Annotated in this window: 12 protein-coding genes; 2 read left to right on the forward strand and 10 right to left on the reverse strand. The window is 61.2% G+C overall.

The genetic code is table 11. The features are described 5' to 3' along the window. Positions 1 to 33: 33 nt before the first annotated feature. From QMX88_RS11470 to QMX88_RS11485, 4 genes are all read right to left on the reverse strand, one after another. Positions 34 to 411 carry a hypothetical protein gene (locus QMX88_RS11470; RefSeq protein WP_192170813.1) on the reverse strand — a complete coding sequence of 126 codons (378 nt, stop codon included), beginning with the start codon at positions 409 to 411 and terminating at the stop codon, positions 34 to 36. A 65-nt stretch (positions 412 to 476) separates the two neighbouring features. Continuing rightward, entirely contained in the window at positions 477 to 1286 is an 810-nt protein-coding gene (locus QMX88_RS11475) for a putative RNA methyltransferase (protein ID WP_192170814.1), read from the reverse strand. Next, positions 1286 to 2437 (reverse strand): succinyl-diaminopimelate desuccinylase, encoded by a 1152-nt coding sequence (gene dapE, locus QMX88_RS11480; protein WP_282369276.1) that lies wholly within the window; start codon positions 2435 to 2437, stop codon positions 1286 to 1288. Before dapE ends, QMX88_RS11475 begins: the two co-directional genes overlap by 1 nt. Before the next feature lie 102 nt (positions 2438 to 2539). Further along, the gene (locus QMX88_RS11485; RefSeq protein ID WP_192170816.1) at positions 2540 to 5128 is read right to left on the reverse strand and encodes a glycosyltransferase family 2 protein; all 2589 of its coding nucleotides are present in this window, start codon (positions 5126 to 5128) and stop codon (positions 2540 to 2542) included. Between the two features lie 232 nt (positions 5129 to 5360). Between QMX88_RS11485 and tcdA the strand changes: the two genes are divergently transcribed. After that, positions 5361 to 6179: a tRNA cyclic N6-threonylcarbamoyladenosine(37) synthase TcdA gene (gene tcdA, locus QMX88_RS11490; protein WP_282369279.1), complete on the forward strand. Its 819-nt coding sequence runs from the start codon at positions 5361 to 5363 to the stop codon at positions 6177 to 6179. Between the two features lie 355 nt (positions 6180 to 6534). Here tcdA and QMX88_RS11495 read toward each other — a convergent pair whose 3' ends face one another. The 6 genes from QMX88_RS11495 to QMX88_RS11520 form a co-directional block, all read right to left on the reverse strand. Then, on the reverse strand, positions 6535 to 6939 hold the full coding sequence (locus QMX88_RS11495) for a SufE family protein (protein WP_282369281.1): 405 nt from the start codon (positions 6937 to 6939) through the stop codon (positions 6535 to 6537). Then, positions 6936 to 8141 carry an aminotransferase class V-fold PLP-dependent enzyme gene (locus tag QMX88_RS11500; RefSeq protein ID WP_282369283.1) on the reverse strand — a complete coding sequence of 402 codons (1206 nt, stop codon included), beginning with the start codon at positions 8139 to 8141 and terminating at the stop codon, positions 6936 to 6938. Before QMX88_RS11500 ends, QMX88_RS11495 begins: the two co-directional genes overlap by 4 nt. Positions 8142 to 8206: 65 nt before the next feature. Further along, positions 8207 to 9241, reverse strand: a complete 1035-nt coding sequence (gene dapD, locus QMX88_RS11505; protein WP_282369285.1) for a 2,3,4,5-tetrahydropyridine-2,6-dicarboxylate N-succinyltransferase — start codon at positions 9239 to 9241, stop codon at positions 8207 to 8209. Between the two features lie 31 nt (positions 9242 to 9272). Beyond that, entirely contained in the window at positions 9273 to 9635 is a 363-nt protein-coding gene (locus QMX88_RS11510) for an ArsC family reductase (RefSeq protein ID WP_133772712.1), read from the reverse strand. 165 nt (positions 9636 to 9800) lie between these two features. After that, complete coding sequence (locus QMX88_RS11515) at positions 9801 to 10169, reverse strand: hypothetical protein (protein ID WP_282369288.1); 369 nt, start codon at positions 10167 to 10169, stop codon at positions 9801 to 9803. Further along, a complete protein-coding gene (locus QMX88_RS11520; RefSeq protein ID WP_282369290.1) occupies positions 10169 to 11290 on the reverse strand; it encodes a hypothetical protein in 1122 nt (373 codons plus the stop codon). Before QMX88_RS11520 ends, QMX88_RS11515 begins: the two co-directional genes overlap by 1 nt. Before the next feature lie 344 nt (positions 11291 to 11634). Between QMX88_RS11520 and QMX88_RS11525 the strand changes: the two genes are divergently transcribed. Then, positions 11635 to 13281, forward strand: a complete 1647-nt coding sequence (locus QMX88_RS11525; protein WP_282369385.1) for a Na+/H+ antiporter — start codon at positions 11635 to 11637, stop codon at positions 13279 to 13281. Positions 13282 to 13284: the final 3 nt, after the last annotated feature.

The following is a 13284-nucleotide window of genomic DNA, read 5'->3' on the forward strand; positions in this document are numbered from 1 at the left end:
CAAAGCGGCGCGGGTACCCGACAGGATGACGTCTCAGGACGTGTGCCAGGTGATTTCTTCTTCGCCATCAACGCTGATGCGAATCCACTGATCGGCTTCGGCGTCACTCTCTTCCTCGACCCACGTCCCCGGCGCGCAACGCACTTCAACGTTCAGCGCGGCAAAGGCGGCGCGGGCGCAGGCGATATCGTCTTCCCACGGGGTTTTGTCGCTGTCCAGGCACAGGCTGTTCCACTTGCCGACGGCCTTGGGAATCCAGGTAACGGGCACGTCGCCCGCCTGGCATTTCCAGGTCTGGCCTTTCTGCGTCCATTCGGTACAAGGGCCGATGGCCGCGGTCAGCCAGGCAGTGATCGCCTTGTGGTCAACGTCAGCGTCTTTCAGGTAAATCTCGATATCGGGTTGGCGCATGGATGCCTCTTGGTTGTTCTGGAAAATCCACTCGCGGATTCAGTCTGTTCGGGTGCTTCGAGCCGTCAGTTCAGGACGAAATAATCGTAGCGCATGGACACCGTGACCTCGAACGGCTCGGCCTGCTCGACCACGTTCGCACGACGTTCGGCACTGGCGCGCCAGCCGTGGGGCGTCATGGCCAGCAGATTGGCACGGGCCTGGCCGTCCACCAGTGTCAGGGTGAAACGCAACGTTTCACTGTGCTGCAGGCTCATCCCTTCCGGCACCAGCGCCAGGTGCTTGTCATCGCTGTAATCGCGGACTTCGTCGTACAGGCGCTGGCGCAATTCCATCAGGTGATCGTTGGTCGGTCCTACACGCATCAAGCCGCCGCCCGGCGACAGCAGACGCTTGGCCTCGGCCCAGTCCAGCGGGCTGAACACGCTGGCGATGAACTGCATGCTCGCCTCCGGCAGTGGCACGCGCGCCATGCTGGCAATCAACCACGTGATGTTCGGGTCACGCTTGCAGGCGCGCTTCACCGCTTCGCGGGAGATGTCCAGCGCGTAGCCGTCTGCATCGGGCAGACCCTGGGCAATCTGGGCGGTGTAATAGCCCTCGCCGCACCCGATGTCGAGCCAGTGCGCGGGGGCACGCTCGGCAGCCAGTTCGGCGAGACGCTTGGCGACTGGGGCGTAATGCCCGGCGTTGAGGAAGTCGCGCCGCGCCTCGACCATGGCCTGATTGTCGCCAGGGTCGCGGCTGTTCTTGTGCTGCACGGGCAGCAGATTCAGATACCCCTGACGGGCGCGGTCGAAGCGGTGCCCGGCCGGGCACACAACGCCGTTATCCGCTGAATCGAGTGGGGCGGAGCAGATCGGGCAGGTCAGCATCAGGCGAGCAACTTGACCAGGGTCTGGTAGTAGATCTCGGTCAGCACGTCGAGATCGCTGGCGAGGATGCGTTCATTGACCTGATGGATCGTCGCATTGACCGGCCCCAGTTCGACCACTTGGGTGCCGAGGGTGGCGATGAAGCGACCGTCCGACGTACCGCCGCTGGTGGAAGCGCGGGTCTCGCGGCCGGTGACGTGTTTAATGCTCGCCGACACCGCGTCCAGCAGCGCGCCCGGTTCGGTGAGGAACGGCAGGCCGGACAGCGCCCATTCCACGTGCCAGTCCAGGTCGTGCTTGTCGAGAATCGCGGCCACGCGTTGCTTGAGGCCTTCGACGGTGGATTCGGTGGAAAAACGGAAATTGAACACTGCCACCAGATCCCCCGGGATCACGTTGGTGGCGCCGGTGCCGGAATTCAGGTTGGAAATCTGGAAGCTGGTCGGCGGGAAGAAATCATTGCCGTTGTCCCAGTGCTCGGCGGCCAGCTCAGCCAGCGCAGGCGCTGCCAGATGAATAGGGTTTTTCGCCAGATGCGGGTAGGCGACGTGGCCCTGAATGCCTTTGACGGTGAGGGTTGCGCCCAGTGAGCCGCGACGGCCGTTCTTGACCACATCGCCTACCAGCGTTGTGCTCGACGGTTCGCCAACGATGCACCAGTCGAGACGTTCCTTGCGCGCCGCCAGACGCTCGACCACCGCTTTGGTGCCGTGGTGCGCCGGGCCTTCTTCATCGCTGGTGATCAGGTAGGCCACTTTGCCCTTGTGGTTCGGGTGATCGGCGACGAAACGCTCGGTGGCGACAATCATCGACGCCAGGCTGCCTTTCATGTCCGCCGCGCCACGGCCGCAGAGCATGCCGTCTTCGTCGATCAGCGCGCTGAACGGATCATTCTCCCAGGCCTGAACCGGGCCGGTCGGCACCACATCGGTGTGACCGGCGAAGCACAACACCGGACCGTCCTGACTGCCGTGGGTGGCCCAGAAGTTGTCCACGTCCTGAATGCGCATCGGCTCCAGGGCAAAACCGGCATCGCTCAGGCGTTTCATCATCACGGCCTGGCAGTCGGCGTCCAGTGGCGTGACGGATGGGCGACAGATCAGGTCGCAGGCGAGTTGCAGCGTGGGCGAGAGGTCGGCTGGGGCTGTCATGAAAGGTCCGAGATATTGATTGAAGGCAAGGCATAAACCGGCGAATAGCTTAAAGCAAAACGGCGACCCGAAGGCCGCCGTTTAGTACAGCGCCCCATTGTTTCAGGCGGTGGCGGGTTCGTCTGCCGGTTTTGGTTTCGGCAGTGAAGACAGAAACGCCATGATCAGCGCCGCCAGATACGGCAGCGATTGCACCAGCAGCATGATGACCCAGAAGCGCATGTCGTTGCTCGGCAGACCCTGCACCAGACAGATGCCCAACGCGGCGCCCCACAGCATCAGCATGATGAACAGCTCTTCGCGGGCCTCGGAAATCGCCACCAGCAAGCCATGGCTTTCGGCGTTTTTCGGGGTGCGGAAGAACGGGATGCTGGTGGTGAAGAACCCGTACAGCACCGCTTTGGCGATGGTGTGGGACAACGCCAGTCCCGCAAGCGCCGCATAGAACGCGTCCGTGAGGTTCACGCCCACAGCGCGACGGTACAGAAAGATGATCTTGCCGACCTTGAAGAAGAACAGCGCCAGCGGCGGAATCGCGAAAATCAGCAGCGGCGGGTCGACCCGGTTGGGCACGATGATCATCGCCGACGACCAGAGCAACGCGCCGACCGTGAAGAAGATGTTCATGCCATCGGCCACCCATGGCAGCCAGCCGGCGAGGAAGTGATAGCGCTGGCCGCGGGTCAGCTCGGTGTCCTTGCCACGCAGCAGGCTGGCGGCGTGACGCTTGATGATCTGAATCGCGCCATAGGCCCAGCGGAAACGCTGCTTCTTGAAGTCGATGAAGGTGTCGGGCATCAAGCCCTTGCCGAAGCTGTTGTGGGCGTACGCGGCCGAATAGCCTTTTTCGAACACGCGCAGGCCCAGCTCGGCGTCTTCACAGATGCACCAGTCCGCCCAGCCCAGTTCTTCCAGGACCGATCGACGGGTCATGGTCATGGTGCCGTGCTGAATGATCGCATCGCGGTCATTGCGGGTGACCATGCCGATGTAGAAGAAGCCTTTGTATTCCGAGTAGCAGAGCTTCTTGAACGCACTTTCGTGCTGATCGCGGTAGTCCTGCGGCGACTGCACCACGGCGATTTTCGGATCGGCGAAGTGCGGAACCATGTGCTTGAGCCAGTTGCGGTCGACGCAGTAATCCGAGTCGATGACGGCGATCACTTCGGCGTCCGGCGCGGTGTGCGGGATCAGGTAGTTCAGGGCGCCGCCCTTGAACCCGGCCAGCGGTGCGACGTGGAAAAACTTGAAGCGCGGGCCGAGCATTTCGCAGTGGGCCTTGACCGGCTCCCACACAGCGGGGTCCTTGGTGTTGTTGTCGATCAGCAACACTTCGAAATCCGGGTAATCCAGCGCGGCCAGTGCGTTGAGGGTCTGTTTGACCATCTCCGGCGGCTCGTTGTAGCAGGGCACATGAATCGACACTTTCGGTCTGTAGGCCGAATCCCCTTCAACGGGCAGGAATTCGCGACGACGCTTGTGCGTCCACACCGCTTCGGCCAGTTCGTGGGCCTCCGTCAGCAGCACGATGAACACGCCGAACGCGCCCAGCGCCAGTAAAAATCCTACGAGCAGACTGAACCAGGTGCTGTATTGCTGGCTGTAGTCGTAGCCGATCCAGACCAGAACCGAACCGCACAGGAAGGCGATAAAGGTCAGGAATGTGCGGCCACGCTGACGTAGCGCCGAGCCGTCAATCAGCAGCAAGGCGAGGGCCAGCATCGCCAGCACTGCCGAGCCGATCGCCAGCACGCGCCACTGCGGGATCGCGACTACCGGGCCTTCGAAATTGAATTTCTGCTGGCGGGCGGCGTTGTACACGCCCCAATAGGCACCAACCGATCCTTCGTCGCTGGCTTTCCACGGCTGATCGAAGGCCTCGATCACGAAGTAGTTGAAGCCCTGACGGTTGAGCTTGTTGACCAGCGTGCGCAGGTAAACCGCCTGATCCGCCTGGGTGGCGTCCGCACCGCCGCGCATGTGGCCATTGCTCGGCCAGCCGACCTCAGAGAGCAGCAGCGGTTTTTTCGGGAACATGCGTTTCAGTTCGCGGGCGCGGTCGAGCACGTACTGCCCGGCTTTATCCATCGGGATGTATTCCCAGTACGGCAGGATGTGCGCGGCGATCAGGTCAACGTGCTTGGCCAGTTCCGGGTACTTCTCCCAGATATGCCACTGCTCGGACGTGGTCACCGGGACTTTGACGGCGGCGCGCACGCGATCGAGCGCGGCCATCAGGTCTTTGGGTTTGATCTCTTCGCGGTACAGCGCTTCGTTGCCGACCACCACGCGCACCACACTGCGTGTCGTATTCGCCAGTTCGATCGCCGTGGTGATCTCGCGCTCGTTGCGCTCCAGGTCCGGGCTGATCCAGATACCGAGGGTCACCCGCAGGCCGAATTCCTCGGCCAGCTTGGGGATGTCCTTGAGCGTGCCGTCCACCGAGTAGATACGGATGTTGTCCGTCTGCTTGCTCATCAGCTCCAGGTCCTGACGCATTTCTTCGTCGGACGGGTAGAGATCTTTTTGTGGATTCTGGCCCAGCCGGAAAGGCGAATAGGAAAAGCCGGAGATCTGCTCCGGCCAGTTGGGCGCGGTGACGGGGCGGTTGATCAGCGCCCAGAAGCCGGTAAACAGCGCAGCAATCGCCACGACGACCACGAGGTTGAGTCCAAATTTACGCGATGACATAGATGCTTCAGGTTCCAAGAGGGGAACGGGGAGGAGTGACAGGGTACAGCGGGCCAGAACTTTGGCAACCGACACGTGTTGAAGTTCTGTTCGGCCATGCCTGTAGGGCTTTGCGTGTTCGTGGGTGGCTTGCGGGGAAAGGGGCGACTTTCAGACCAAACGACTGCCACTCAGCGCTTTGCGAATCGCCGCCAGGGCCTATAATGCGCGCCGGTTTTTTGGGGTATTGGTCATGAGCACAGAAGATCCGCGTTTCGCTGGCGTTGCCCGTCTGTACGGCATCGAGGGCCTGGAACGCCTGCGCGCGGCCCATGTGGCGGTGGTCGGCATCGGCGGCGTGGGTTCCTGGGCGGCGGAAGCCATGGCGCGCTGTGGCGTGGGCGAGATTTCCCTGTTTGATCTGGACGACGTCTGCGTCAGTAACAGCAACCGCCAGTTGCACGCCCTGAGCAGCACCGTTGGCCGCGCCAAGGTCGAGGTCATGGCCGACCGCCTGCGTGAGATCAATCCCGATTGCGTCGTTCATGCCGTCGCCGACTTCGTCACCCGCGACACCATGGCCGAATACATCACGCCGGACATTGACTGCGTGCTCGACTGCATCGACAGCGTCAACGCCAAGGCCGCGCTGATCGCCTGGTGCAAACGGCGCAAGATCCAGATCATCACCACCGGCGGCGCAGGCGGGCAGATCGACCCGACCCTGATTCAGGTCTGCGACCTCAACCGCACGTTCAACGACCCGTTGGCGTCGAAGGTGCGCTCGACCCTGCGCCGGGACTACGGCTTTTCCCGCACCGTCACCCGCCATTACAGCGTGCCGTGCGTGTTCTCCACCGAGCAACTGCGCTACCCGAAACCGGACGGCAGCATCTGCCTGCAGAAAAGCTTCGTCGGCGACGGCGTGAAGCTGGACTGCGCAGGTGGTTTCGGCGCGGTGATGATGGTCACTGCCACATTCGGGATGGTCGCCGCGACCAAGGCCGTGGACAAAATCGTCGCCGGCGTGCGACGGCCGTCGGAGCGCGTCAAGGCGCAGCCAACGGCCTGAAGGTCGAGGCGTGGGAGCAATCTTGCTGACGCCTTCTTTGTGAACCGCCGCCGATAGTCCTGCAAATGAACGACCTGTGGGAGCGAGCTTGCTCGCGAAGATGCCGGTACATCCACTAAATATCCAATGGTTGAAAGATCCTTTCGTGAGCAAGCTCACTCCCACAGGTTTTGTGTACGCCGAAGATTCTAAACAGTTGCTCGGAACCCATTGTGGGAGCGAGCTTGCTCGCGAAGAGGCCGGTACATCCGCTAAATATCCAGTGGTGAAAGATCCTTTCGTGAGCAAGGTGGAGCGCCACCCGGGTCACTCCCACAGGGTCGGCGGTTCATGCGCGATCGTTTGAAGGCTGATCTCAGCCGGCTAACTGCCGCATCTTCTGCAGCACCGCATTCAGCCCGTTGCTGCGGGATGCCGACAGCTGACGGCTCAAGCCCAGCTGCGTGAACCAATCAACCAGATCCACCTGCTGCAGTTCTTGCAACGACAGGCCGTTGACCCGGGCCAGCAACAACGCCACCAGACCCCGAATCAAGCGCGCATCACTGGCGGCGCGGAACTGCCAGTGGCCGTCGATCACGTCGCCCACCAGCCAGACCTTGCTCTCGCAGCCGTCTACCAAATGCTCGTCGGTCTTTTCATCGTCGCTCATGGGTGGCAGGCGGTCGCCCCATTGCATCAGCAATCGTGCGCGTTGCTCCCAGCTCAGTGACCCGTTGAAGGTTTCCAGCGCGGTGCGGGCATCGGTCGGCAGGCTCATCGCAACAACTCCAGCGCTTGATCCAGTGCGGTGAAAAATCGCTCCAGGTCCCCGGAATCGTTGTACAGCCCCAGCGACACGCGGATTGCGCCGGAGAGGCCCAAGCCACTGATCAACGGGATGGCGCAGTGGTGGCCGGCGCGAACGGCAACGCCTTGCTCGGTCAGCAGGTGCGCAAGATCGGCGTTGTGCACGCCCTCGACCACGAAACTCACCAGCGCCACATGGGGGTCGCCCAGCACCTGCACACCGTCGCGCAGCATCAACCCGGCGCGCAACCGCTCATGCAGGCGCGCTTCGTATTCGGCGACGGCGGACTGATTGAGGCCATTGAGGTAATCCAGCGTCGCGCCGAGACCGATCACCGCGCTGATGGGCGGCGTGCCCGCTTCGAACCCCAGCGGCGCGGGGCGAAATGTGGCCGATTGGTAACCGGTCTGCAGGACCATCTCGCCGCCGAACTGCCAGTGCTGCAACTGCGCCAATGCGTCATGTCGCCCGAACAGCACGCCCACGCCATCCGGCCCGTAGAGCTTGTGGCTGGAAAACACATAGAAGTCGCAGCCGATGTCCTGCACATCGTGTCGGCCATGGACGACACCCTGGGCGCCATCAATCACCGTCAGCGCGCCCTGGGCCTGGGCCAGCGCGACCAGTTGCCGAACCGGCTGCCAGGTGCCGAGCACGTTGGACAACTGGCTGACCGCCAGCAAACGGGTGCGGGGAGTAATCAGCTCGGCGGCGGCTTCCACATCAATCACGCCGGCGTCGGTGATCGGCAACACCACCAGCTTCATGTCGCGACGCAGGGCCAGCTGCTGCCAGGGCAACAGATTGGCGTGATGCTCCAGGGCGCTGATGACAATCTCGTCGCCGGCCTGAAACACGTGCTCCAGGCCATAAGCGAGCAAGTTGAACGCGGACGTGGCGCCGTGGGTGAAAACGATCTGCCCGGACGCTCCGGCATTCAGCCATTCGCCGGCCTTGCGTCGCGTGTCCTCGAAGGCCTGGGTCGCCATGGCGCCCGGCAGGTGCTGGGCGCGATGCACATTCGCTGCGCCGTTGGCGTAGTAATGCACCGTGGCGTCGATCAGGGCGTGGGGTTTCTGTGCGGTGGCGGCGCTGTCCAGGTAGGTCTGGCCTTGCCGTTGCAGGGCGTCGATGGCCGGAAAGTCAGCGCGCCAGGGAGAAATGAGGGGCATATCAGTCACGCTCGTTGAGGCGGATTCGGAGCCCCGAGGGACACCGAACCCGCACGCAGCATCGATCAGTTGTGAGCGTGCAGCGCTTCGTTCAGCTCGATGGCCGACTTGTGGGATTTGCACTCCACCGCGCCGGTCTGCGAGTTGCGACGGAACAGCAGGTCAGGTTGACCGGCCAGCTCACGGGCCTTGACGACCTTGACCAGCTCGTTTTTGTCGTCCAGCAGCGCCACTTTGGTGCCGGCGGTAACATACAGACCGGCTTCAACGGTGTTGCGATCGCCCAACGGAATGCCGATGCCGGCGTTCGCCCCTATCAGGCAGCCTTCGCCGACCTTGATCACCATGTTGCCGCCGCCCGACAGCGTGCCCATGGTCGAGCAACCGCCGCCCAGGTCCGAACCCTTGCCGACGAACACGCCAGCCGACACGCGACCTTCGATCATGCCCGGGCCTTCGGTGCCGCCGTTGAAGTTGACGAAACCTTCGTGCATCACAGTGGTGCCTTCGCCGATGTAGGCGCCCAGGCGCACGCGCGCGGTGTCAGCGATACGCACACCTGCCGGGACGACGTAGTCGGTCATTTTCGGGAATTTGTCCACCGAGAAGACCTCCAGAAAGTGGCCTTTCAAACGGGCTTCCAGCTGACGTTCGGCCAGCTCGCCCAGGTCGATGGCGCCCTGGCTGGTCCACGCGACGTTCGGCAGCAGCGGGAACACGCCGGCCAGGCTCAAGCCGTGGGGCTTGACCAGTCGATGGGAGAGCAGATGCAGCTTGAGGTAAGCCTCTGGGGTGGAGGTCAGCGCGGTGTCTTCGGCCAGCAGCGTGGCAACCAGAGGGTTGTGGCTCTCGGCCAGTCGGGTCAGCAGCGCGGCCTGGGCGTCGTCGATGCCTTTGAGGGCATTGGCCAGACGCGAGGACAGATCGGTGTTGAATGCGATGGCCTGATTGCCACCGGTGTAGCCCAGGATCGGCGCGATGGCGGCGACGATTTCAGCCGACGGGTTGAGCAGCGGCAAGGCGTAGAAAACTTCCAGCCAGGTGCCTTGACGGTTTTGTGTGCCAACGCCAAAGGCCAGGCTGAACAGAGAAGTGGACATGCAGATACCTCGTTATTTAGGGCTATCTCAATCAGGCGATAGCCGCAGCGTACAGTTCGGGTTTGAAGCCAATCAGGGTTTTGTCGCCAAGATCCAGCACCGGGCGCTTGATCATCGAGGGCTGAGCGAGCATCAGCTCAATGGCCTTTTCCTGATCGAGGTCGGCTTTCTGCGCCTCGTCCAGTTTGCGAAAGGTCGTGCCGGCGCGGTTGAGTACCGTCTGCCAGCCATGCTCATTGCACCAACGGGTCAGGTGGTCGCGATCGATGCCTTGGGTCTTGTAGTCGTGGAAATCGTAATTCACCGATTTTTCATCGAGCCAGGTGCGCGCCTTCTTCATCGTGTCGCACGCCTTGATCCCAAACAGGTGCAACGTGTGGGTTTCCTTGGCCATGGGCCTGCTCCTTTCGGGACGGTTGAAAAAAACGGTGGAGGATTATGCCACGTACACGTCGGGTAAGTGCGGGGGGCCGACGCTTTGTCCATTTGAGATGGTTTTAACAATAAAGCCCGCTCAGTGGCGGGCCAGGGCATACGGCGCAAGTCACGCGATCCTGACTCAGGGCTTGAATAGCCAGTCGCGCGATTCTGCATTCGCCCGAAGGATTTTCGCTTTTTTCTCGATTTCCTTTTTCTCGAAGTTGCTGAAATCGATCAGCACGTGTTCGGGAAATTCATCCGGATCTGCTTCTGTAGGCAGGTCAAGCGCATGGCACTCAACGGTCGTAATGGAGACTACGCCCGCTGAGCGACAATCTGGCCGGGCGGTGAAATGGGCGTATGAAGCCTCTGGAGTGATTTTGTCACCATCGTAGGAAGAAAGCTTTTTGTCATCCTTGGGGGTCGGACGAAAAACCTGCGAGGTGATTTTCCCGTCTTGCACAAAGCTGGGGTGAACCTGGCGCAGCAGCTGCGTTTGATCATCCATCACACTTCACCCTTCGCGGCCTTGGAAATGAAATCAATAAGCGAATCGACGTCACTCTTAGCCTCGAGATTTAGCTCCATAAAGGTGTCTGCTCCGTCCTTGATGTTTAATCCATGCAATTCAGCAGTCTTATCCCGAGGGGTGATTTCAAGACTTACATCCTGGTTTCCTGTCCTCCATTCGAACTGGAAACCGCCTTCCGCGGTGGGATAAATAAAAGGCGTTGGTAAGGTGGCTGGGTACTGATCTCGGAAAAACGATTCAACCCAGTCGAATTCCTGAGGGCTCGGAACCACGCCGCGACCATCGAGCCAGCCAACTCGTAGAAGTCGTAGCTCGTCCAGTCGCGCTAAGGGATCATTCGATTCGATGATCACGGCGTCCTCAATAAGATCAAGGGAGTGAAGTTTCTCAAATCGGTCGAACCGGCCAACGCCGGAAACCGAAATCTTGACGCCTTCACGAAAACCCCGGGTGGCCTCGAGTATGGTGTCGAGGTGGATCGCATCCATCTTTGCGGTAATTTTCTTCCCATCCGCTAGAACCAGCTCAAAGCTCATTTTTGCTTGGTCAATTTCAGGGACTACACCGCGGACGGTGACCTCGTCCGTGAGAACCTGATTTTGAGATGCTAGCAGAAGTCTGCGCCGCGTCAGCTTCGAAAGCCTGGCAGGTCGGTCAGTACCAGGGCGGAACTCAAGTGTTTCTCCGTCCCGCAAGCCCCTTCCGAATCGGTCGAAATAGCCAAGGAGAGCGGCTGGAACATGCTCGGTGATCGACGTGCCATGCTCTGCAGCGTCGATCGCGTTACCAATTGCCTGCACCGCTTGATAAAAATAGTCCTCGTTAGCAGCAGCAAAGAGGCCCGCAGTCGGATCGTTGTATTCGATCACAATATTCGGAACAGCGCTTCCTTCGGTGACTGATGAGAGGTTGATTGACAAATGATCTGTAAAACCTTTGGGAGCGCGGAGACGCCCGTGCTGCTCGACGAATTTCCACTTGGCAACCGCCACCACAAGCTCTTCAAGGGCGGCTAGGTCTTTGAGTAATTCAAGAGGAATCGTGTGGTCATCAAACCTTGCGCCAACCAATCGCGGTGCGACGAATGGCTTTTTCATGTGAAGTCCTTTTCCTTTGAGATAGCTATTTTGTGGCCTGGAGCAATCATGGATCCCCACCCTCCCGGACCATAGCGATGGTAGCAGGGCGCAGTAGTCCTTTTTGTTCTCGTTGTGGCAGCAAATGATTCAAAAAATGCATTTCTGCGGTACCCACAACTAGCTTGGCCCGAATGATCTACCCATTGCCTTGCTGGGAGGTATAGGTCATGAGCGACGACAACCTGCCAGCGCTGATGTATCAACACCCCATGACCATCGCAGCCGCGAAGAGGGGCACTTTGCCGGACGCATCGGGTCTGTTGCCGATGTCAGTCATGAGTCAACGCTTGGGGAAACACGCAATGCAAACAGCCTATACCGTCCTTATCTTGTTGACGCTGGTAGGTGTCTCGCGATTGCTCGCCCGGTTGATTCCGCTGCCGTTGCCGCTGGTGCAGATCGCTGCGGGCGCCTTGCTGGCCTGGCCGACCCTGGGCCTGCACGTGGCGCTCGACCCTGAGCTGTTCCTGTTTCTGTTCCTGCCGCCGCTGTTGTTTTCCGATGGCTGGCGGATGCCCAAGCGCGACCTCTGGCGCTACCGCGGCGCGATTCTGACCCTCGCGGTCGGGCTGGTGATTTTTACGGTGATCGGCGCCGGTTACTTCATCCACTGGCTGCTGCCTTCAATTCCCTTGCCCGTCGCGTTTGCGCTGGCGGCCGTGCTGTCGCCGACGGACGCCGTAGCGGTCTCGGCCATCGCCCAGGACCGGCTGCCCGCGCCGATCATGCGCATGCTCCAGGGCGAAGCATTGATGAATGACGCGACCGGCCTGGTCACTTTCAAGTTCGCGCTGGCAGCCGCCATCACCGGGGTGTTTTCCCTGACCGATGCCAGCCTGAGTTTCGTGCTGGTCGCCTGCGGTGGTCTGGCCGTGGGCGTTGCGCTGAGTTGGGTGGTGGGTCGCCTGCGCAGCTGGATGATCACCCGGGGTTGGGATGATCCAGCGACCCACGTCGTCTTCATGTTGCTGCTGCCGTTCGCCGCTTACGTGCTGGCCGAGCGCCTTGAGCTGTCCGGAATTCTCTCGGCGGTGGCGGCGGGGATGATGCAAAGTTGGGTCGATCTGCTGCCCCGCCAGACCACCACCCGATTGCTGAATCGCAGCGTGTGGACCCTCTTGGAGTTTGCGTTCAACGGCCTGATCTTCCTGCTGCTGGGCTTGCAGTTGCCGGACATCATCACCGCCGTTACCCACCACGAAGCCACCCTGTGGCCGACCCTGTTGTGGCGGTGCCTGGATGTGCTGGCGATCTTCGTCGTGCTGGCGGTGCTGCGTTTCATCTGGGTGCAAAGCGTCTGGCGGCTGATGATCCAGATTCGGCGCTGGCGCGGCAGGGGCGACGGCACCCTGGATCTGTCGACCCGGTCGTCATTGCTGCTGACCGTGGGCGGGGTGCGCGGTGCTGTCACGCTCGCGGGTACGTTGTCGGTGCCGATGCTGATCAGCGCCGGCGTCGACTTTCCCGAGCGGGACTTGCTGATTTTCATTGCCGCCGGGGTGATTCTGCTGTCGCTGGTGTCGGCGAGCATTGGCTTGCCGGTGCTCCTGCGTGGGCAGGTCAGTGAGCCGGACATGCGCATGAAGCGCGAAGTGCGAGACGCCTGGAAGCGCACGGCTCAGGCGGCGATTCAGACACTGGAGAATGAGGCGATCCCGGCAGCGACGGATTCGCCCGACGCCGCGCAAGCGGTCCTCGCCATGGAAGTGAAGGCGCGGATCATGTCCGAATACCGCCAGCGTCTGGATATCTTCAATGACACCGCCGAGGCTCAGGCCTTGGCGTTCCAGATGGATCAACTGGAGAAACGCATGCGCCTTAACGCCCTGCGTGCTCAGCGCCTGAAGCTGTACGACCTGCACCGCCATCACCAGATCGGCGATGACGTGCTGCGCATGGTGCTGGCAGAACTCGATTTGAACGAAGCCAATCTGGGTCTGGCGCACTGAAGC

The organism is Pseudomonas sp. PS02290 (assembly GCF_029960075.1).
GTDB lineage: Bacteria > Pseudomonadota > Gammaproteobacteria > Pseudomonadales > Pseudomonadaceae > Aquipseudomonas.